The organism is Salibacter sp., from assembly GCF_031581065.1.
Taxonomy (GTDB): domain Bacteria; phylum Bacteroidota; class Bacteroidia; order Flavobacteriales_G; family Salibacteraceae; genus Salibacter.
This window is the reverse complement of record NZ_JAVLBN010000037.1, coordinates 1-21427: the sequence shown is the minus strand read 5'-3', so window position 1 is coordinate 21427 and position 21427 is coordinate 1. Positions and strand designations below refer to the sequence as shown.

The window sequence follows — 21427 nt, the reverse complement described above, 5'->3', positions numbered from 1 at the left end:
CTGTAGGCACGGAGCACATTAATGGAAATCAGGATTATTTCCATGATCCTTTGCGGTCGAAATTCCGAAAGGAAAGCCTCATTCTCAAACACCTTCCCAAGTGCCGTTAGGCACGACTCACAACTAACTCTGGGTGCTAGCCCAGAGCTTATGAAGCTGCTTATTTGGTAACGAGTGCTGTAGGCACGGAGTATATTAATGAAAATCAGGATTATTTCCATGATCCTTTGCGGTCGAAATTCCGAAAGGAAAGCCTCATTCTCCGACACCTTTCCAAGTGCCGTTAGGCACGACATACAACTAACTCTGGGTTTCAGCCCAGAGCTAATGAAGCTGCTTGTTTGGTAACGAGTGCTGTTGGCACGGAGCACTTTAATGGGAATCAGGATTATTTTCATGATCCTTTGCGGTCGAAATTACGAAAGGAAAAACCGAAATCGTAGATTTCATTTTTTGTTTTCATCAAAACACGCAAAGAACTTTGCTCATTTGCTGAAAACAAAAAACCCTGAAGCTCAGCTTCAGGGTTTTTCCTTTCTTGTGATCGCGGCAGGATTCGAACCTGCGACCGTCTGCTTAGAAGGCAGATGCTCTATCCAACTGAGCTACGCGACCAACTTTAACCATTTTACAAACGGAGTGCAAATTTAGATATTTTGAGCATACTCGAAAGCCTTTTTATCAAAAATGGATCTGATTCCAAAACTTCGCTCTAAACACCTCTCACTTAGCTCTCATTTTTTATTTATTTTTTCGCACTATGGAACAGCCACCCATTCATTTGTTCGACATAAAAATTCAGGAACCGGTTACGAGTCTGACTGATGTTATTGTGGGAGTAGCCTGCCTTATAGCCTTCCAGTTACTCCGTTCAAAAACTCCGGAAACCAAAATGTTTTACTATTTCCGCCTGTTTTTTCTACTCACCGGAATTGGTACAATACTGGGCGGAATACTAGGTCATGCTTTTCTCTACACAATTGAAAATGACTGGCTCAAAACACCCGGATGGCTCATCAGCATGGTAGGTGTTACCATGATTGAACGAGGTTGTATCGAACACTCCAAAAATCTGCTCAAACCAAATCTGCTGCGCTTTTTTAAGGTTCTGAATATTGTGGAGCTACTCGTTTTTATGGCGCTTTCGTTCTACTACCTCGATTTCTTTTACGTAAAAGTTCACTCCACTTACGGACTCGTTGTCGTGGTTTTTGCGTTCGAACTCTACGTTTACCTCAAAACGAAACAAAAGGAAATTATTTACATCCTCATCGCAGTGCTCTCAATGGTAATTTGTGCAGTCGTTTACACGGCAAAAATGGCGATTCACCCGTTTTTCAATCATGCCGATTTAGCGCATGTTTTTATGCTCATCTCTGCCATTTTGTGCTACAAGGGTATTTCCAGGATGCAAAAAATCAGTTACGGTCAGAGCCGGCAGACCGCCTGAGTTCATCGATATGGCGCGGCAAACTATAAGTGACCATGGTTTCGTTCGAGCCCAAAACGTACCGCACAACACCTTCCTCATCGATTAAAAAAGTTCGCGGATAACCTAAAACAAAAAAGCTCCTGGCTGCCGATTTTGTAATTGTGTAGTGGTCAAAGTCAAAATCTGAAGTTCCTTTTAATTTCTCATCAACAGAAAGTGCTACAAACTGGATAGTAGAATCATTTTTATACTTCTCTTTAACTTCATTGAGCCAGGGTTTCTCCAGCCTGCAGGGTAAACAGTTGTTAAACCAAAAGTTCAATACCGTAATTTTTCCCTCTAAATTTGACGGAGTAAACGTTTTTGAACTATCTCCCGAATAGGCTGTAAAGTCTGGTGTTTGTTTATTGATCATTTTTATATTACAGTAAGTCCTGTAAGCCTCAACTGTTTTTTCTTTACCAGTTGATAGATAAAAGCAAGATTTGTTTGTACTCTCCCATTCTTGTTTGAAATACGGATTCGGCTCTGACCGATAAACATACTCGCCACTATCAGTGATGATCTTTACGACTCCATTATTAGGAACTTCAACTTCAATGCTATCCCCAAAGTAGTGAACGATTCCTTTTGGATCAAACTTTACAGCGTTGATCATTGAGTTATTTACTTTGAAATATTCATACGAATAACTCTTGAAACCTTTTGTTGGCTCAGGATTTGACTGTGATAAAGTGATGAGACTAAAAGAAATGAAAAAAATTAGGAGAGTAGTTTTGAGCATAGTTCAGGGTTTGCTCAAAACTATAAAAACTAGAGACTGGCTAAAAGTGTTTAATAAAAATTCTCAAGGTGCGCGTTCTGAGAACTCCAATAAAGTTGAAGAAATAAATTGCACCAAACAATTAGACTACTTAGATTCGTTATGTAAAGACAAGCAAAATATTTATGAAACTAGACGCTGATTTTTTCAACAATATAAATTACGAATTACAAAAGCCTAAGGCCGGTAATATTCTCATTTCAGATCCATTTTTGCCGGATCCCAATTTCAGTCGCACAGTTGTATTGCTCACTGAACACAATGAAGAAGGAAGCCTTGGTTTTGTCCTCAACCGCGAATCAGATTTCAAGTTGAGCTCAATCATCGATGACATAACCGATTTTGATGCCAATATTTATGTGGGTGGACCAGTTGGACTGAATCAACTTTTTTACATCCACGGGATGAGCGATATCCTTCAAAACAGCAAGAAAATAATAGATGGTGTACACTGGGGTGGCGACTTCGACCAACTCAAGTTCTATATTGAAACCAAACAGGTTAAACCTGAAGACATTCGCTTTTTTGCCGGTTACAGCGGCTGGTCTCCGGGCCAGCTCGAAGCTGAGATCAAAGAAAAAACATGGATTGTGGCTCCCATCGAAAAAGAGCAAATCATGAAAGAAAGTGAAGATTACTGGAAAGAAATTCTGTCAGGACTGGGAAACAAGTTCAAGGTTATGAGTAATTTTCCTGAGGATCCGAATCTGAATTGATTCGCTCCACTTCAGCATCAGCAAACTGGTTTAAATACTCAACGAGCTGACTTGAAAATTTATTGAAAAAGCGTTTATTCCGATAAGCCAGAACCCACCTTATACCTGTACTGCAATTTGTAAAAAACACCTCATCAGCCATATTTAGTGTTTCGGGATGAATGGGAGATTGCAAAACCTCAATTCCGCCCTTTTTAGCAATTTCGATAACCTGTTTTCTCATCACTCCGGGAACACAGCCCTGAGTGACACCAGGGGTTATCAACTTCTGTTTCATAAGGACAAAAACGTTGCTGCTCGTTCCTTCACAAACATGACCAGATTCGTTGACCAGAATTGCTTCATCGAGCCCTTTGAGCCTCTTATAGTCTGATGCCAACACATAAAACAATGCATTGCTAGACTTGAGACTTCCTAACTGAGTAATCGGTTTTAAGTGATCAGTGTAAACATCAACGCTGAGCCCTTTTTTATTCAGTCCAAAACTACCGGGAGCCTCATCGATTGAAATTATCACATCAGCTTCACTCGTAACCGGTGTGTATCGCCCGCCATCTTTACGATAAAGAGCTAACCTCACAACAGCATCCTTCAACCGTGAACGCTGCATAATCTTTTTTGCTTCGCTGTAAAGCCACGTTGAATTGAGAAACTGCGGAGTTTTTAACCCAATCATTTCGGCTCCTTTTTCAAGTCTCCTCAAATGGTCATCGAGAAAAAGAAGCGTGTAATCATGAGCTTTGATCGTTTCAAACAGGCCATCACCATATCGAAAAGCGCGGTTTTTCACAGTCAGAACCGGCTTATCCTCCATCAATAACTCTCCGTTGAAGCTTATATATTTACTCATGCAGATGATCTAAAATAAACGAAATTGACGTATTAGACTCAATTTTAAAACATTTCACTCCCACCTTGCCTGCAGCTTCACAATCGCGATCGCTATCGCCAATCATGAAAGAGCACAATGGGTCAATGTTGTGCAAATAAATAGCTTTCTCTAAAAGTAGCGAATCCGGTTTTCTATCCAGTGACTTGCTCACAACATCGTGATTGGGCGAATAAAAAAAGTCATCGATCTCCACCCCTTGCTCACTCATTTGGTTCTGAAAGAAACGGTGAACTTTTTGAACATCCTCGTGACCGTAAAGCTCCTTTGCAATTCCACCCTGATTGGTGATAACAATCAGTTTATAACCGAGTTGTTGAGCTTTTTGTAGTGTTTCAGCCACATCGGGCAAAATATCAAAATCTTCAACCCTGAATGTGTATTCGCCACGTTCGCGGTTGAGAACTCCGTCACGATCTAAAAAAAGGGCCCTGTTGCTCATGAAAATAACCTGCTGACTGTGTTGACAATTTGATTGACGAAATCCATCGCTAAAACAGGCTTGAACAGAATTGTAACTACAGCCCCGTAAATTGCTCCCCAGTAGTGAGCATCATGAGCGATATTGTCCTGTGAGTTTTCCATTCTGTTCTCGTACCACAGGTAGAGTATACCAACGAGAAATGCCGGAATTGGAATAATAAAAAACAGGTACAGTAAATTGACAGGGTGCATGATGATGTAGCTGAACAAAACTGAAGCCACTGCCCCACTCGCGCCAACTGCTGCGTAGTTGTAATCGTCTCTGTGCTTTTTGAGTGCCGGTAGAGAAGCTACTAGAACTCCTCCCAGGTACAACACGATGTAATACAGCGTTCCTTTGGCTCCGAACATCGCAGCGAAATTACTTTCTACCACTCCTCCAAATTGCCAAAAAACAAACATATTGATAAACAAGTGAGCCCAGCTTCCGTGTATAAAGGCGTGAGTAATAAGCCGGTACTGTTCTTTTGCGTGAACAACATGATAAGCACTGAACTTCCACTTCTCGAATTTTGAGAAGTCATTGAAAGCTGCAAAACTCATAATAACACATGCTGCAATGATGACATAGGTTACAATCATAGAGGCAAAGTTGAGTAAAAAAAAGGTACTGGTGAAGTTTCAACATTAAGTTGTCCCGAACATATTCTATTAATCTATTTTAGTATAATTGTCTCTTTGAAAATCAAACCTGTCTTAAAATATGAAATCTTCATTTTTAAAAATCATTTTAATTTCTATTGTCAGTTTTTGTTCAATATCTTCAATAGCTCAGCAAAAAGTATTACTTCACGACACTGTAGACGCATACGCAGGAGGAGGGTATTTAGGAAACATTAATCTTGTTGCGTTAGATAACATGGCAATGCAACAAACACATGGTGTTATAGGCCACTATACATTCTTTCATAAAGATGTGGTTTTTAATCTTTACGAAGCTTTTTTATTTGGATCTATCTCAGAAAGTCATTACGAAGATGAGTTGACAGAGATATTTGAAGGTACAAGCTTTGGTGATAAGAATATTTCTCATATTGATAACCTTGATGCTAATTACTTCAGTTTTGGTTCTAAAAGTGGTGGTGATATTGGCTTTAGAATTTTTGAAACGAAATCTTCAAGGCTCGATGCTCTTTTAGGAGTGAGTTTTGGATTTAATTTCCCTTTTATTACCAGTCTGAACTCTGATGTAAATGTACATTTTGAGGATGGATCTCAAGAAAGCCTGGAGTTTGAGTCGGGTTTTAACTTTAACCTTATGGGGGAGCTTTACACTGGCATTCGTTATGTCAACTTTTTCAGTGAAACTGTTGGGTTTACTGCAAGTATGATGGTGGGCAGTTACTACTCCTTTTGGTTTCACACTCCTAAAATAAGGGAGAACTTTAGTAATACTTCTTACTTTAGTTCTCCCAGGTCAACAGGAATAAATCTTTTTACTACTCCTTCTTCACAAATTATGCTTTCACCGCAAATAGGGCTGGTAATTAATCTCGATTAGCACTTAACTACTAACCGCAACCTGTTTATAAACTACTGCAACTATTATTTCCTGCTAAGTGATTTGAGTAACTTTGCAGCATGATACAAAGAATATGGGCATCCATACCATCCTGGTTGAAAAACCGCTACTCATTTACCATTTTGGTGTTTTTAGTGTGGATGTTATTCTTTGACCAAAATGATATTATCAGTCAAATCGAGTTGAAGCAACAACTCAATAGCGTTGAGAATAAACGCGAGTATTACAAAACACAAATCAAAGAAACGCGCTCTGATCTCGAAAACCTGCTCAACGATAACGAAAAGCTGGAAAGATTTGCCCGTGAACGCTACTTAATGAAAAAGCCAAATGAGGAAATCTTTGTCATTGTGGACGAAGAAAAATGATTTTTCTCTACTCACAACTTTTCACTTATTCTTTTTAGGTCACTCATAACTCGTCATGTTCGATCATTCTCCTGCGTAAAAAGAGTATACATGACACGATTCATCGCTGTTTTTCTTAATTTCGTTTTCATAATTACAAAAACTTATGAGCGAAACTCTCAGTTACGATTTTAAGGATGTTTCCTACGATGAATGGGAAGCGAAAATCCTCAAAGATCTCAAGGGAAAAGATCTTTCAGCAATATCAACTCAAACACTGGACGGCATTCCTGTTCAACCGCATTTTAACCGCGAAAAAACCACTGATAACAAAGGCGTTCCAGGAAAGCCGCCTTATGCCAGAGGAGCCAAAATAGACTCCAATGACTGGTTCATTAGTGAGATCATCGAGGGATCTGACCAAAAGAAACTCAACGGAGCAGCATTAAAAGCACTCTTAAATGGCAGTGATGCTCTTCAAATTAAAACACAGTTTGAATCGCTGGATGAGTTGCTCAACGACATTCAACTCCCTTACATTTCAGTTTCTTTTGAAAATGAGCAATCACTTTCAAAAAACATCAACGCTCTCGAGAGTTTTGTCAAGCAGCATAAATTCACAAAAAATGAAATCAAAGGCTGTTACGGTTCTGATCCAATTGGAAAGGCAATTTTAAAAGGTCAAAACATCGACTATGAAAACGTTTTTGAGCTCATAGCAAAGCACCATGAAAATTTGCCCCGGTACAGGTTCCTCAACATCAACGCTCAGCATTACCACAATGCCGGAGCATCACAAGCTCAGGAATTAGCCTACGCACTCGCTCACGGACACGAATATCTCGTAAAAGCTCTAGAAGCTGGCATTCCGATTGATGAAATCACAGCACGCTTACAATATACGTTAGCTGCCGGGACAGAATACTTCACTGAAATAGCAAAATTCAAAGCATTCAGAACCCTTTGGAGCAAAATCGTAGCAGAATATAAACCAGAACACAATTGCTCTCACTCCACTTATGTTGTGGGGCAAACATCAGCCTGGCAAACGACCATTGCCGATGAGTACAACAACATGCTCAGAGCCACAATTCAGTCGATGGCCGCTGCAAATGGCGGAGCCGATGAAATAACAGTGCTCCCATTCAATTATGCTTACGAGAACCCTACTCCATTCTCGCGCAGAATTGCACGAAACGTCAACCTCATCCTGCAAGAAGAATCTCATTTTGATAAAATCCTCGATGCCGCTGGCGGTTCATATTATATCGACTACCTCACAGATCAACTCGCTCAAAAAGCATGGACAATCTTCCGTGACATTGAAGCACTTGGCGGATTTGAAGAAGCGCTAAAAAAGAATTTCGTTCAGAACCAAATCGAACAGATGGCTGAAAAACAACATCAGCAATTCAATGATGGCAACAGGGTTTTAGTTGGTGTAAACAAGTTTGCAAAGGAAGATGAGGATCTGACAGAAAAGATCAAAAAAGAAGCTCGTGGTCAGAGCCAAACTGAGCCGACTGATTTTATGCCAATCACACCTTCACGACTCGCAGCGGAGTTTGAACTCAAAAAAGCGGAGGAAAAAAGCAATGCGTAAAGACTTTAGCAAAATAGCATATTCACAGGATAATACAGACCAAAAACTTGCCGATTGGGAAAGAGAAAAAGGATTCAAACCTGATCTTTCAACCCCTGAAAAAATCGCGCTGAAAAAAGTTTACGGTCCCAAAGATGCTGAAAAACTCAATCATCTCGGTTTTGTTGCAGGTATTCCTCCCTATTTGCGCGGCCCATACAGCACGATGTATGCGAGTCGCCCGTGGACAATCAGGCAATACGCAGGATTCAGTACCGCTGAGGAATCAAATGCATTTTACCGTAGAAACCTTGCTGCGGGCCAAAAAGGACTATCAGTGGCTTTTGATCTTGCTACTCACCGAGGCTATGACAGTGACCACGAACGCGTTGTGGGTGATGTTGGAAAAGCTGGTGTGGCCATTGACTCGGTTGAGGATATGAAAGTCCTCTTCGATCAAATTCCGCTCGATAAAATGTCGGTTTCCATGACCATGAACGGAGCTGTAATTCCGGTTATGGCCTTTTACATCGTAGCAGCCGAAGAACAGGGCGTTGAACCAAAAGCACTTTCAGGGACTATCCAAAATGATATCCTCAAAGAGTTCATGGTGCGCAACACTTACATCTACCCGCCAAAGCCATCAATGAAAATCATTTCAGACATTTTTGAGTACACTTCTCAAAATATGCCGCGCTTCAACTCGATCAGTATCAGCGGTTACCACATGCACGAAGCAGGTGCCACAGCTGATATCGAGCTGGCTTACACGTTGGCTGATGGTCTTCAATACGTGAGAACCGGAATTGAAGCCGGACTCAAAATTGACGACTTTGCCCCTCGCCTATCATTCTTTTGGGCAATCGGGATGAATCATTACATGGAAATCGCTAAAATGCGAGCCGGTCGATTACTGTGGGCTAAAATGATCAAAGAATTCAATCCTGAGAACGAAAAGTCAATGTCGCTCAGAACCCATTGTCAAACATCAGGGTACAGCCTCACCGAGCAAGATCCATTCAACAATGTGGCGCGTACCTGCATTGAAGCTATGGCTGCTGCATTTGGTGGAACTCAGTCGCTTCACACCAATGCGCTGGATGAAGCCATTGCACTACCGACAGACTTCAGCGCGAGAATTGCGCGCAACACGCAGCTTATCCTGCAAAATGAAACAGGCATCACGAATGTCGTTGATCCGTGGGGCGGTTCTTATTACGTTGAAAAACTTACTCAGGATATTGCCGACAGAGCCTGGGAACACATCCAGGAAGTTGAAAAACTGGGCGGAATGACCAAAGCAATCGAGAGTGGTGTTCCGAAAATGAGAATCGAAGAAGCTGCTGCGAGAAAACAGGCCCGCATCGACTCCGGAAGAGATGTTATCGTTGGAGTTAACCGATTTGAGACTGAAGACGACATGGATATCGACATCCTTGAAGTCGACAACACAAAAGTGCGTAACCAGCAAGTTGAAAGACTCAAAGAACTTCGCGAAAAACGCGATCAACAAAAGGTTGACAAGGCTCTGAAAGAGCTCGAAGAAGCAGCAAAAAGTGGTAAAGGAAACTTACTTGAACTCTCAGTTGAGGCAGCTCGACACAGAGCCACACTGGGTGAAATATCACTCGCTATGGAAAAGGCTTTTGGCCGCTATACAGCTAACGTAAAATCAATTTCAGGCGTGTACTCATCAGAAGCTAAATCAGATAAAGAATTCGAGAAAGCCTGCAACCTGGCCGATAAGTTTGCTAAACTCGAAGGTAGAAGACCTCGCATCATGGTCGCTAAAATGGGACAGGACGGTCACGATCGCGGAGCAAAAGTGATTGCAACGAGCTTTGCCGATATCGGTTTTGACGTTGATATTGGCCCACTTTTCCAAACACCAAAAGAGGCAGCAAAGCAAGCTGTTGAAAATGACGTTCACATTTTGGGGGTTTCTTCATTAGCTGCCGGTCACAAAACACTTGTCCCTGAAGTAATGCAAGCACTCAAAGAATTAGGTCGCGAGGATATCATGGTCATTGTTGGTGGTGTGATTCCACAACGCGATTACGACTTTCTCTATGATCAGGGAGTGATTGGCGTTTTTGGACCCGGAACTAAAATTTCAAAAGCAGCTATTGATATTCTCAACATTTTAATTGAAACTGTACCTGAATCATGAATGAAATCATAGACTTCTTTCATGATTATCAAACTATTATAACTGTTGTTGTCATAGCAGTTGTGGCAATCATTTTTGATCGGTTGCTGCGGTTGAGTATGAACAAATTTTTCGGTAATTCCTCGAGAATATTACGAGCCGATTTTACCAAATATATTCTGCTCAAAAATGCGGTGAGCTTCATAATCTTCATGGTCGCAACAGGGTTGATCGTTTACAATATCCCGGCTCTGAGGAAAATAAGTCTCACCCTTTTTGCAGGAGCAGGGATTTTTGCAGCAATCATCGGGTTTGCTTCACAACAGGCATTTTCAAATATCATCAGCGGAATATTCATCGTTATCTTCAAACCCTTTCGCGTAGGAGATGTTATTGATGTTGGTCCGCAGGAAAGTGGTATTGTTGAGGACATCACCCTCCGCCACACAGTTATCAGGAGCTGGCAAAACCGCAGAATTATCATCCCAAATTCTATCATTAGCTCTGAGACCATCGTCAATAGTTCCATCCAGGAAGAGCTGACCTGTGAGCACGCTGAAATAGGAATCAGTTATGATTCTGATATTGAAGTAGCTTGTTCAGCAATAGAAAAGTTGGTTGCTGAACTTCCCAAATACATCGATGCGCGAACTGAGGAAGAGAAAAAAGAAGGTAATCCACTGGTCAAAACAAGAGTTGTACGATACGATGATTCAGCCATCATTATCAGAGCCTACCTGTGGGCAAGTGATGCTGTATCGGCTTTTATTCTAAAAACAGAATACTACCGTCACATCAAGAAAAGATTTGATGAAGTTGGTGTTGAAATTCCTTTTCCTCATCGCACAATTGTCATGAAAGAACAAAAAGCCGATGAGAAAAAGTAGAGCCAAAAGAAAATCGCACGGTTTTAGTCACAACTCACAAAAAGTGGGATTGGCTCCAGGCTCGCTTATTTATACTGGCGGAGAGCGCAACTGGAAACCTGAAATTTCTCTAATCACTTACGATAAAGAGAATATCGACACTCAAAAAATCGATCAATTATCAAAGCTACCTCATTTAGACACAAACAAAGTCAACTGGGTAAACATAGATGGAATTCACGATGTGGATTTGATCCAAAAAACGGGGAAGCGATTTAATTTGCACGCACTCGTCCTCGAAGATATCGTAAACGCTAACCAACGCCCTAAAATTGAAGAGTTTGAAGATTATCTGTTTTTTACAGTTCGCGTGATTAGGGTTGATGAGAAAGACGGGGAAATACAGGAAGAACAAATCAGCTTTATACTTGGCGATCACTTTGTACTCTCTTTTCAGGAGCACAAAGGTGATATTTTTGATTACGTTCGTGAGCGTCTCAAAAACAAACTGGGTCGCTTGAGGTCTGCCGGATCTGACTATTTGGTTTACTCACTTCTCGACACTGTTGTGGATCACTACTTTGTTGTGGAAGAGAACATTACAATGCGTATTGAGCAACACGAGTTAGAAATCATTCAGAACCAGGGGAGCAAGAATCTCAGCCAAATGATTTTAGGTCTCAAAGACCAGGTTTTGATCATGCGAAAAGCGGTTGTGCCTTTGAGAGAAGCTGTAGCGAATTTGAAGAAAGGCACTTCCTCACTCATAGCTGACGGAACCATCAACTTCCTCAATGACCTTTACGACCACATTAATCACCAAATTGATGGTGTGGAAATGTCGCGTGATTCCATTACAAACCTCATCGAGCTCAATAGTATTTATCAAAACAACAAGCTGAATGAGATCATGAAGGTGCTCACTATGATCTCTACTGTATTTATCCCGTTGAGCTTTTTAGCCGGTCTTTACGGTATGAATTTTAACAACATGCCTGAACTGGAATATCAGTACGGCTACTATTGGGTTCTGACCGTGATGGGGATTTTAATAATTTTGATGATTCTATTTTTTAAACGCAAAAAGTGGCTGTGATATGTTTGGGGATATGATGAATAAAATTCAGGAAGCAAAAAAACAGGTTGAACAAACTAAAAGTGATCTTGATAATAAGCAAATTGAAGTAGAAAAAAACGGTGTTAAAGTAGTTATTACCGGTAACGGAGCTGTAAAGGATATCGAGTTACCTGATGACTTTCAACAACTCGAAAAGGAAGAACTGGAAGATTTGATCACACTTGCCGTTAGCGAGGCTGTTTCCAAATCAATTGAGATGAAGGAGACTTCACTAAAGGATGCTGCTCAGGGTATGCTGCCAAACATACCTGGTATGGATAATCTCTTTTGAGATATTTTATTCTGAAGCATCGGGGTCTCGTTCTGTTTTATTATTTTAGGAAGGCATTTAAACTTTCAAGACCCCATGAGATTATTCCTTTGCCTTTTGTTCCTCAATATGGCTGTGTCTTCTTTTGCTATTTGTCAAAATAACACCCTCATTATCAAGGGTACTGTTTATTACAAAAGCAATCGGTTAGAAAACGTAAAAGTAGAGGTATTTGCCAATGGCAAACTAACTGAAACTGTAAAATCAAACAGTAGAGGCAAGTTTTCATTGAAGCTGAATGGTAAAGGTAATTACACTCTGCGATTTAAGAAGAATGATTATTTTGACAGACAAATGGTGTTTAGCGCACATCCAAAAAACGACTTTGGGCGAGAGCGCTTTTCATTTGAAATTGATATGTTCAAATTCTCAGAGGATGAAACTCCTGAAGAGGTTACAAAAGTTCCGTTGATAGAATATATCGAAAATGAGAGTCAATTCAAGTTCACTCAAAACCTTTAGTTGCAGTCTTTCCCTGAAATTTTGAAATTGTGAACTTTAACAGGAGTTTGATTATCGCCTTTGAATACTGACAGATTGAAAGAAACCGAATCATTTTCATTTGGTACATAAACATCGAGGTATGAGCATGTATCACACTCGAGTTTTACGGTTGAGTACCACTGGAATCTTTCACCATCTTTTTTATCGAAACCGATTTCAATCATTTTTCCGCTACAAGCTGAAAATTCAATTGATCCGCATACGCCTTCACGGTACTGTTGAACTCCGGCAGCATCAGCAATACATTCGTTTCCGTAAGTATTGCCATCACAACCGCAAACCGGTTCGTAATACTCTGGACATGCCTCGTTTGTGATACTATCGGGATTGATACATGAATCATCAGTTTGGCAGGAGCCTGTTGTCCAATCAGAAATACCGTAAACATAATATGCCTCACAAGCATTTCTGTAAGTATTACCGTTGCACCCACAAACAGGAGAGTCGTAATCCTCACATTCAAAATTATTGTTTTTGTGATCTGAACTGTAGCAGGGAGCTATAGGTTCTGGTTTAACTTCTGTATCTTCTTTCTCACATGATGTGAGAACATTGAGTAAAACAATACATAGTACTGCTAACAGGAAGCTCCCCATCACTTTGAGAGCTCTTTTTCTTATCGTTCTTGATTCAACATCCATCCAAACTATCCTTTTTGCTTCATCTTTAAGAGACAGAACACTCCAAAATGGTTGCATAAGCCAGGATAGTTACAGATTAAAAATTAGACCTGCTCGTACTGAATATCTTTGAGTATTGTTCTCAAACGGACTATCCTCGTTGAGATTTGTGAAATGAGAGAAACGAGGCTCTGAATAAAACATGATGCTTTCCGTAATCGAGTATCCAATTCCCACACCAGCATTGAGGCTCATATTTGTGAGATAATTTCTGCTCGCTCTACTTTCTTTCTCTTCAATATTGATTTGTGACGAATTGTACTGAATATCTCGCGATTGATAAATATCCACCGCAGCTCCAACAGATCCGTAAATTTCAAACCTGTTCATTTTCGTTCTGTAGCGAACCTCTAATGGTACGTTAACACTGCGCATTTGATAATTTAGAAAGAGAGTATCTCTTACCCTGTTTGAAATAATTTGCTCCTGTTCAACAAAGTGGTTTTGAAATTGACCATCAGGAGTTGGCGGACCTGCCGGTAGAGGAATCATGCGTTTTACCGTAATGGATACCTGTTCCTCTACATCGTAATAATATCGCTGATTTCCTGAAAATTTAGTGTACTCAACTCCAGACACAACCGAAAAATGATTTCCTATATCTAAAATGGCCTGAGCGCCAAAGTCAAATGCACTCGTCACAGACTTACTACTCTCTAGTTTATCCAGTGATCGATAATCAGCTACATCATTAGAGAAATTGTAGTAATTGAATTCTGCAAAGTCAATCACCTTTGGATTCTGCAAGCTCATCCCTGCAAAAACACCAACTCTTAAATTCAGTTTACTTGCTATTTGTGGAAGCTCATCAAACGTGTAAAGAGTAGAATTTTCTGATAATTCTCCGGCATCAACATACTCAGATCCAATCTCAGCTCTAAGCATATCCATTTTCATAAGCTCGTGTTGAGCATCACTGCTAATCTCTATAGGCTGATCCTGCTCTTTTGTATTAGCCTTTACCAGTTCACGGTCAGATCCATTATCAGCCGGCTTTTCGGCCCTTCGTTCAGCTATGTTAGAAACAGGCTGGCTTTTCGTTTGGCTCTGATCGTTATGAATTTGAGCTTCAGAAATATCATTATTTTCAAATTCAGTTTTGTTGTTATGAGCAAGTTGATTTTCTCCCTGAGACTTGACCTCTTTTTGCTGTTCAGAGTCTGATGACTTCTCAGCCACAACCTTTTCAGCTCGATTTTCTATCAAGTCATCAGCTACATCATCGTAATTGAAAATAATTCCGGAAGCAAAAGCGACCAACAATGCTACAGATGCCACCCATCTCAATGCCGATACATAGTTCAATATACGGTATGGCCTGCTGCTATCGAGATCTCGCTCAATAGCACTCCAAACACTTTTTGACGGCTCTTCCCGAACGTTGCGTGCTGCCTTCCTAAATATGTTGTCAAACTCCCTATCCTGCACTTTGACCGTTTTGCGCAACTGAGCGTTTATAAAGCTCAATCACTTTTGTTTTCAATAATTTACGTGCTCTCGCTAATTGAGATTTACTGGTTCCGATTGAAATTTCAAACTTTTCTGCAATCTCTTTATGAGTGAATCCCTCAATAGCGTACAGACTAAAAATTTGTCTGTAACCATCAGGTAAATTGTCTACCAACTTCGTCAACTCCTCGTGTTCAAGACTTTGCATAGCATCATTCAATACAGATTTATCGATCGATAATGATTCAACTTCTTCATCAGAACACCTGTATCGTTTTTCTTTATCGATATACCTGAGTGCTGTGTGAACAAGTATCCTGCGCATCCACCCTTCAAAAGAACCTTCTCCTTTGTAAGTTTTGATAGACTTAAAAACCTTAATGAACGATTCCTGCAAAATATCTTCAGCGAGAGCTCTATTTTGTGCATATCGCATGCTTACACCAAACATCTTTGATTTGAAAAGGTTATAGAGTTCTCTTTGGCATTTGCGATTTCCATCGCAACAGCCATCAATCAAACTATTGAGCCTTTTGGTGTAAACTAATTCCACTAGGGTTCAAAATTAATTTAAAATTAAGTTATAAAGTTATGAAATCTTTAATCATGTTTTAAGAAACCAGTCTATTTTTAAAAGGTATGACAAATATGAGAACAACGAAGCCTGTTATCCGTTTAAATTAATAGTAATTTCACAAAGATTTGTATTTTTGAATGACTCAAAACTGGAAGGATATGTTTAAGAATGTGGATATTATAGAAGAATTGACGAAGGAAAGAGCGAAACAACAAACAGCTGAAAAGAACATAATTGATCAGGCTACCTCCATTTTAAATGGAGATTTACAACTCGAGAAATCGATAGAAAACAGACTGATCAACCCTCAGTACGAATCAAACCAGCATTCAAAATACGATCAACTCGATACTGATCTTATTTTTTCAGAGCTTACGATAGAAAATATTTGTACTAAATACAGGTTACGCTTTCTACCTTCTCACCTCTTTTTGGGTGAAGTTCCAAAAGAAGCAAAAGCGAAAATCAAAAAAGTTGAGAAAGAAAATAAATTGACTTTTGAGAGTTTCAAGATTGTAGCTCCTGAAAGTCGCTTCAAATTGCGTGATGCAACTGAAGATCCAATTCTATTTGCAGATTTGGGAAACGGTAATTATTACATGATTCACAAATGGGGTGATGACATGGGTTGGTACCGAAACGCTATTCACTACCCCATGAGAAATATCACAACTTTAGGATTAACGGCTATTGTCCTGGGTCTACTCACGACTCTTGTTCTTCCAAATTCATTATTCCCTCAAACTGAGTGGAGTAACGCATATGCTTCAGGTTTAACAAAAATTTACATGGCATTTGTCCTCAGTGGCTTTTACTTTGTATCAGCACTTATCATTGGAATTTTAAAATCTAAAGAATTTAGTCAGGATGTTTGGAAGAGTAAGTTTTTCAATTAATAACATATTAAACATCAGTTTAATTACAGGGTTGATGCTATCATCAGCCCTTTTTTCGTGTAATTCTTCCACCGAAGGACCGTGCGGCTATACTGATCCCATTTTTGTCAAAATGGAGATCACTTCCATTGAACCCGCAGATGAAGAAGGAATCTACAACGTTTGGCTGCAGTTTAATAAAAGCATCTTAGCGCAGGAAGAACAAGAACTTGGAGAATTGCGCGATGTGAAAGTTACCTCATCTTATCTCGAAAAGAATCACCTCCAGGAGGGTATAACCTTAACAGGAAAAGTATCAGAACTCACAGAAGGCGATTGCGAACCTTACGTATTGAGCTGGAACCATGGTTTCTCTGAATAGCTTAAGGTTTCTTACTTTTGAGCCATGACTGAGAAAAGCGCCCGTGAAAAAGCCATAGATCGGTTCAGATCCAAATCCAGAACAGCCTACTCTATCGAAAAAATAGTAGAGGGTGTATTTAAAGGAAATGCAAATTTTCTCAGCAAAGCCATCACACTTGTTGAAAGCTCAAATCCAACACATCACGAAAAAGCCCAACAAATTATTGAAAAGTGCCTTCCCAAATCAGGCAACTCAATTAGATTGGGCATAACCGGAGTTCCGGGTGTTGGAAAATCAACCTTTATTGAAGCTTTTGGCGGATATCTAACTTCAAAAGGATATAAAGTTGCAGTCCTCGCAATTGACCCCAGCAGTAGCATGTCTCGCGGTAGTATCCTTGGAGACAAAACCCGAATGAATGAACTGAGTAAAAACGATCGTGCTTTTATTCGTCCTTCTCCTTCCTCAGGTGCGTTAGGTGGAGTTGCCAACGCCACTCGCGAGAGCATTATTCTTTGTGAATCAGCCGGCTACGATGTTATCATTGTGGAAACTGTTGGTGTTGGTCAAAGCGAAACAACCGTTCACGGAATGGTTGATTTCTTTTTACTTTTAATGCTAAGCGGTGCCGGAGACGAATTGCAGGGCATTAAGCGCGGCATCATGGAAATGGCCGATTCAATCGTGATCAACAAAGCTGATGGCGATAATATACAGCCCAGTAAGAATGCTAAGCGCGAATATCAAAACGCCCTTCACCTATTCCCTCAAAAGCGCTCGATGTGGAGCCCCAAAGTGAAAACCTGCAGCTCAACTGAAGGAACCAATTTGGATAAAATCTGGGCTCTGATCGAAAAGTACAAAGAGCAAACAATGAAAAACGGTTATTTTGGTCAGAACCGAACCCGTCAGGCCAAAAACTGGATGCATGAAAACATTAACATCATGCTCAGGAACCGTTTCTATCATAACCAGTTGATCGAGAATGAAATTCCTCATTACGAGTCAAAGATTGCAAACAAGGAACTCAATCCCTACAAAGCAGCTAAAGAACTGATAGAATTATTTGATAAATCCACTAAAAACGAGACCTAAACTCTCGCTTGAGTCCTTCAATTGCCACTTTTTGTGGTAGATGTTCAAGTTGAGCAGTAACGCTCAAAATCATTTGCGTGAGATCAAAAGAAGATGCGTTCTCCTCACATTTCGATGCCGAAATATTGATTATCCTAATCGCTTCCTCTTTGCCCTGAACAACGAGTTTCCAGGCTTCGCTTGAAACGTAAAGCTGCTGGGTAAGATTGTGATCAAACTCATTGCGAATATTGGTCAACATAGCCATTTGGTGTTGCTGAGCCGTGAGTTTGCTGTTTTGAGAACGCATTGCAAGTTTGTCAGGAGAAATGCGTTCCAGGAATAAAATCAACCGCTCGTAAGCCTGAATCTTAGTTGGATTCACATGATCTTTTGATTGCTTCCTGAGCTCAAGAGCTTTTATTTTTTCCTGATTCTCATGATACTGCTGAATCACAAAGTAAACAGTAGCTCCTACAATTCCCGATGGAATCAACAACTTAAAAAGTTCAAACAAATAATCCATATCAACTAAATTGGGCACCAAAGATTAGAAATTTTCACTGAACCCCCGCTGTTCACTACTTCGATGGCATATAAAAATCATTAGATTTGCAGTTCATCAATTGCGCAATATGAAACACGTTTCAAAGAGAGTCAAAGAGCTATCTGAATCGCAAACATTGCTAATGGCTGCAAAGAGCCGCGAACTGCAGGAAAACGGAGTAGATGTGATCAATCTAAGTATTGGAGAACCTGATTTTGATACTCCGGAGTTTATCAGAAAAGCTGCAAAAAAAGCTATCGATGATAACATTACGCACTACACTCCTGTTCCCGGCTTTCCAGAATTGAGAGAAGCGATTGCCCAAAAGTTAAAAAGGGATAATAAACTGGACTATTCGGCTGGTAACGTAGTAGTTTCTACGGGAGCCAAACAGTCTTTAATGAATGTGGTTCTGAGTGTGATAAACCCCGGTGAAGAATTGATCTTACCCGCTCCCTACTGGGTGAGCTATTACGCGATGGGAGAATTTGCTCAAGCCAGCATCAAAACGATTAAAACAACAGTTGAATCAGAATTTAAAATTACAGGTGATCAACTGGAAAAATCAATCACATCAAAATCGAAGCTTCTGATATTCAGCTCGCCCTGTAACCCAAGTGGGAGTGTTTACAGCGAGGAAGAACTCAGCGACCTCGTTCGTGTTATTCAAAAGCACCCAAACCTGGTTGTTGTAAGCGATGAAATTTACGAACACATCAATTATAGTGGTTCGCACGCGAGTTTAGCGCGATTTGAGGAAATAAAAGAACAGGTTGTAACCGTAAATGGCGTTTCTAAAGGATTCGCAATGACCGGTTGGCGAATTGGCTATATTGCAGCACCTGAGTGGATAGCCAAAGCAGCAATTAAAGTTCAGGGACAGTTTACCAGCGGGGCTAACAGCATTGCACAAATGGCTGCCAAAGCTGCTGTAGAGGCTTCTCCTGATTCTGTTTCATACATGAACGAAGCATTTCTCAAAAGGAGGGAATTGATTCTCGATCTAATCAAAGATATTGACGGACTCAAGACAGCAACACCACAGGGCGCGTTTTATGTATTCCCCGATGTATCGCACTTTTTTGGGAAAGACACACCCGAAGGAAAAGTAATAGCGCACTCAACAGATCTCTGTATGTATTTACTCAATGAAGTTGCCGTAGCTACTGTGCCGGGTGAAGCATTTGGAGACGAAAACTGTATCAGGTTGAGTTATGCGACATCTGAAAAAAATATCAGGCTCGCTATTGAACGCATCAAAACAGCATTGGATAAACTCAAATAAGTCAAAGTGGATCAACATTTAATCAACAGGGCATTTGATCAGTTTAAGCATCTCAAAGCTGTAGTGATTGGAGATGTAATGATAGACTCCTATTTCTGGGGCAAAACAGAACGTATTTCTCCGGAAGCTCCCGTCCCTGTTGTTTCTGTTAAGAATAAGGAAAACAGACTTGGCGGGGCAGCTAACGTAGCACGGAATATAAAAGCTTTAGATGCTGAAGTTTTCCTTTGTACCGTGATTGGAGACGATGAAGGCGGAACTACTTTTGAATCGCTCATGAAGGATGAGAACATGCCGGTTGATGGCCTCATCAAAGATGAAGCTCGTCCAACAACAGTTAAAACACGAGTTATTAGTCAGAGCCAACAAATGTTACGGATCGATGAGGAAACGATTTCACCTATCAATAGAAAGATCAATAAAAAACTGATCGAACGCATTCAATCTATCATTGAAAATGAAGATATTGATGTCGTAATTTTTGAAGATTACGATAAAGGATTGATCACACCTAATCTCATCAAACAAATTATTACTTTTTGCCGTGAACACGGTGTGCCGGTTACTGTTGATCCAAAAAAGAATAATTTTAAAGCCTACAAACACGCTACTCTTTTCAAACCAAATTTGAAAGAGCTAAGAGAGGGTTTAAAAATTGAAATGCCTGAAGTCAAAAAAGAAAACCTCGATAAAGCAATTGCGCTTTTAAATGAGAAAATCGAAGTTGACCAGGCTTTAATCACATTGTCAGAACGCGGGGTTTACATCAACACGGCTCAGGGATCTAAAATAATTCCGGCTCACATCAGAAACATCGCTGATGTATCAGGTGCCGGTGACACCGTAATTGCTGTTGCTTCGCTTTGCCTGGCACTTGGGATGGAGCCCGAGTTCACTGCACAGCTGGCTAATTTAGCTGGCGGACTGGTATGTGAGCAAATTGGTGTGGTTCCGATCAATAAGAATTTACTGGAAGACGAAGCCTTAAGATTGAGTAAATAATATATGAATATCAATCAGCTAAGAGAAAAAATTAACCTCTTCATTTACGACAGTAAAACGGAGGTTTTGAGATGGCTGAACATTATCAGTCTGCTTGTTTCTATTAGCTCGGTTGGGGTCATCATTTACTACTACGGATACAAGCACTCACAAGAGGTATTAGATTCCCTTTTCCTCTTCATGCAAGGATCTTTTGCTTTTTACATATTCCGCTACATCATACGGATCATCTATGATTTTGAGCCCAAAAAGTTTTTCAGGCGAACCTGGTTAGAGGGGTTACTCATTACCATGCTCATCGTAGATGCTATTAGTTACAATTTTGCCGGAACTCTTGTGATCCAGCAATTTTTCCAGAATATAGGTTTTGAAAATTTCACTGGGTTCTCTACCATATTTTTACAGTTTTACATTCTTATCATCGTTGCGATTGACCTCAAGAAAGAATCGCTAATGATCCCAAAAATCAAAATCAATCCCCCCAAGCTTTTTGCTATTACTTTCCTCATTTTAATGGCTATAGGTACATTTTTACTGATGCTACCTGAAATGACTGTAGCTGAAGGTGGCATGCCTTTTCTCGATGCGTTATTCACCAGTACTAGCGCATCTTGTGTCACTGGTTTGATCGTGGTAGATACAGGTGAGTTCTTCACTTTTAAGGGACAGTTTGTTATTTTACTTCTCATGCAACTGGGCGGTCTTAACATCGTTTCATTTGGATCGTTTACTGCACTCTTTTCAAAATTTGGTGTTGGCATGCGCCACCAGGATTCACTTGAAGATTTCATCTTTAAAAATTCAGTTTTCAGC

23 protein-coding genes, 1 tRNA gene and 1 pseudogene are annotated in these 21427 nt (G+C 40.3%); 16 read left to right on the top strand and 9 right to left on the bottom strand.

Annotation, left to right across the window (positions count from 1 at the left end):
* Window positions 1-541: 541 nt before the first annotated feature.
* Window positions 542-615 (bottom strand) — tRNA-Arg (locus RI557_RS09015).
* 145 nt (window positions 616-760) lie between these two features.
* Here RI557_RS09015 and RI557_RS09010 point away from each other — a divergent pair.
* Complete coding sequence (locus RI557_RS09010; protein ID WP_310668497.1) at window positions 761-1450, top strand: DUF6962 family protein; 690 nt, start codon at window positions 761-763, stop codon at window positions 1448-1450.
* On the opposite strand, the gene RI557_RS09005 is transcribed toward RI557_RS09010, so the two are convergent.
* On the bottom strand, window positions 1419-2216 hold the full coding sequence (locus tag RI557_RS09005; protein WP_310668496.1) for a TlpA disulfide reductase family protein: 798 nt from the start codon (window positions 2214-2216) through the stop codon (window positions 1419-1421). The two genes, RI557_RS09010 and RI557_RS09005, sit on opposite strands and share 32 nt — an antisense overlap.
* A gap of 164 nt (window positions 2217-2380) precedes the next feature.
* Here RI557_RS09005 and RI557_RS09000 point away from each other — a divergent pair, with 164 nt between their 5' ends.
* Window positions 2381-2971 (top strand): YqgE/AlgH family protein, encoded by a 591-nt coding sequence (locus RI557_RS09000; protein ID WP_310668495.1) that lies wholly within the window; start codon window positions 2381-2383, stop codon window positions 2969-2971.
* On the opposite strand, the gene RI557_RS08995 is transcribed toward RI557_RS09000, so the two are convergent.
* Genes RI557_RS08995 through RI557_RS08985 form a run of 3 tightly spaced genes read right to left on the bottom strand, consistent with a single transcriptional unit; the run spans window position 2934 to window position 4925 of the window.
* On the bottom strand, window positions 2934-3821 hold the full coding sequence (locus tag RI557_RS08995) for an aminotransferase class IV (RefSeq protein ID WP_310668494.1): 888 nt from the start codon (window positions 3819-3821) through the stop codon (window positions 2934-2936). The two genes, RI557_RS09000 and RI557_RS08995, sit on opposite strands and share 38 nt — an antisense overlap.
* Window positions 3814-4302, bottom strand: coding sequence for an HAD-IIIA family hydrolase (locus RI557_RS08990; protein ID WP_310683361.1), 489 nt, complete (start codon window positions 4300-4302; stop codon window positions 3814-3816). Before RI557_RS08990 ends, RI557_RS08995 begins: the two co-directional genes overlap by 8 nt.
* Window positions 4299-4925, bottom strand: a complete 627-nt coding sequence (locus tag RI557_RS08985) for a rhomboid family intramembrane serine protease (protein ID WP_310683359.1) — start codon at window positions 4923-4925, stop codon at window positions 4299-4301. Before RI557_RS08985 ends, RI557_RS08990 begins: the two co-directional genes overlap by 4 nt.
* A 121-nt stretch (window positions 4926-5046) precedes the next feature.
* Here RI557_RS08985 and RI557_RS08980 point away from each other — a divergent pair, with 121 nt between their 5' ends.
* The 8 genes from RI557_RS08980 to RI557_RS08945 all read left to right on the top strand — a co-directional run bounded on the left by RI557_RS08980 (window position 5047) and on the right by RI557_RS08945 (window position 12719).
* Window positions 5047-5844 carry a hypothetical protein gene (locus RI557_RS08980; RefSeq protein WP_310668491.1) on the top strand — a complete coding sequence of 266 codons (798 nt, stop codon included), beginning with the start codon at window positions 5047-5049 and terminating at the stop codon, window positions 5842-5844.
* Window positions 5845-5924: 80 nt separating this feature from the next.
* Entirely contained in the window at window positions 5925-6233 is a 309-nt protein-coding gene (locus tag RI557_RS08975; RefSeq protein WP_310683357.1) for a septum formation initiator family protein, read from the top strand.
* A 145-nt stretch (window positions 6234-6378) separates the two neighbouring features.
* The gene (locus tag RI557_RS08970) at window positions 6379-7815 is read left to right on the top strand and encodes a methylmalonyl-CoA mutase family protein (protein ID WP_310668489.1); all 1437 of its coding nucleotides are present in this window, start codon (window positions 6379-6381) and stop codon (window positions 7813-7815) included.
* Window positions 7808-9964 (top strand): methylmalonyl-CoA mutase, encoded by a 2157-nt coding sequence (gene scpA / locus RI557_RS08965; RefSeq protein ID WP_310683355.1) that lies wholly within the window; start codon window positions 7808-7810, stop codon window positions 9962-9964. Before RI557_RS08970 ends, scpA begins: the two co-directional genes overlap by 8 nt.
* Window positions 9961-10830 (top strand): mechanosensitive ion channel family protein, encoded by an 870-nt coding sequence (locus tag RI557_RS08960; protein WP_310668487.1) that lies wholly within the window; start codon window positions 9961-9963, stop codon window positions 10828-10830. Before scpA ends, RI557_RS08960 begins: the two co-directional genes overlap by 4 nt.
* Entirely contained in the window at window positions 10817-11905 is a 1089-nt protein-coding gene (gene corA, locus RI557_RS08955) for a magnesium/cobalt transporter CorA (protein ID WP_310668486.1), read from the top strand. Before RI557_RS08960 ends, corA begins: the two co-directional genes overlap by 14 nt.
* A 13-nt stretch (window positions 11906-11918) precedes the next feature.
* Window positions 11919-12218 carry a YbaB/EbfC family nucleoid-associated protein gene (locus tag RI557_RS08950; RefSeq protein WP_310668485.1) on the top strand — a complete coding sequence of 100 codons (300 nt, stop codon included), beginning with the start codon at window positions 11919-11921 and terminating at the stop codon, window positions 12216-12218.
* A 75-nt stretch (window positions 12219-12293) separates the two neighbouring features.
* Window positions 12294-12719, top strand: coding sequence for a carboxypeptidase-like regulatory domain-containing protein (locus tag RI557_RS08945; protein WP_310668484.1), 426 nt, complete (start codon window positions 12294-12296; stop codon window positions 12717-12719).
* On the opposite strand, the gene RI557_RS08940 is transcribed toward RI557_RS08945, so the two are convergent.
* From RI557_RS08940 to RI557_RS08930, 3 genes are read right to left on the bottom strand one after another with little or no spacing between them, the layout of a single operon-like run.
* Entirely contained in the window at window positions 12716-13459 is a 744-nt protein-coding gene (locus RI557_RS08940) for a Kazal-type serine protease inhibitor family protein (protein ID WP_310683353.1), read from the bottom strand. The two genes, RI557_RS08945 and RI557_RS08940, sit on opposite strands and share 4 nt — an antisense overlap.
* A 12-nt stretch (window positions 13460-13471) precedes the next feature.
* A complete protein-coding gene (locus RI557_RS08935) occupies window positions 13472-14908 on the bottom strand; it encodes a hypothetical protein (protein WP_310683351.1) in 1437 nt (478 codons plus the stop codon).
* A complete protein-coding gene (locus tag RI557_RS08930) occupies window positions 14859-15443 on the bottom strand; it encodes an RNA polymerase sigma factor (RefSeq protein ID WP_310668481.1) in 585 nt (194 codons plus the stop codon). The genes RI557_RS08935 and RI557_RS08930 overlap by 50 nt, the downstream gene beginning before the upstream one ends.
* 182 nt (window positions 15444-15625) lie before the next feature.
* Between RI557_RS08930 and RI557_RS08925 the strand changes: the two genes are divergently transcribed.
* The 3 genes from RI557_RS08925 to meaB are packed head-to-tail and all read left to right on the top strand — an operon-like array spanning window position 15626 to window position 17801.
* Window positions 15626-16363 (top strand): hypothetical protein, encoded by a 738-nt coding sequence (locus RI557_RS08925; protein ID WP_310668480.1) that lies wholly within the window; start codon window positions 15626-15628, stop codon window positions 16361-16363.
* A gap of 34 nt (window positions 16364-16397) precedes the next feature.
* Window positions 16398-16724, top strand: a complete 327-nt coding sequence (locus RI557_RS08920; RefSeq protein WP_310683349.1) for a hypothetical protein — start codon at window positions 16398-16400, stop codon at window positions 16722-16724.
* 24 nt (window positions 16725-16748) lie between these two features.
* Window positions 16749-17801, top strand: coding sequence for a methylmalonyl Co-A mutase-associated GTPase MeaB (gene meaB / locus RI557_RS08915; protein ID WP_310668478.1), 1053 nt, complete (start codon window positions 16749-16751; stop codon window positions 17799-17801).
* On the opposite strand, the gene RI557_RS08910 is transcribed toward meaB, so the two are convergent.
* Entirely contained in the window at window positions 17785-18306 is a 522-nt protein-coding gene (locus RI557_RS08910) for a hypothetical protein (RefSeq protein ID WP_310668477.1), read from the bottom strand. The two genes, meaB and RI557_RS08910, sit on opposite strands and share 17 nt — an antisense overlap.
* A gap of 109 nt (window positions 18307-18415) precedes the next feature.
* Here RI557_RS08910 and RI557_RS08905 point away from each other — a divergent pair, with 109 nt between their 5' ends.
* The 3 genes and pseudogenes from RI557_RS08905 to RI557_RS08895 all read left to right on the top strand — a co-directional run.
* Window positions 18416-19612: a pyridoxal phosphate-dependent aminotransferase gene (locus RI557_RS08905; RefSeq protein WP_310668476.1), complete on the top strand. Its 1197-nt coding sequence runs from the start codon at window positions 18416-18418 to the stop codon at window positions 19610-19612.
* A 6-nt stretch (window positions 19613-19618) separates the two neighbouring features.
* Window positions 19619-20614 (top strand): D-glycero-beta-D-manno-heptose-7-phosphate kinase, encoded by a 996-nt coding sequence (rfaE1, locus tag RI557_RS08900; RefSeq protein ID WP_310668475.1) that lies wholly within the window; start codon window positions 19619-19621, stop codon window positions 20612-20614.
* Window positions 20615-20617: 3 nt separating this feature from the next.
* Window positions 20618-21427: pseudogene (locus tag RI557_RS08895) on the top strand (hypothetical protein); the annotation flags it as partial.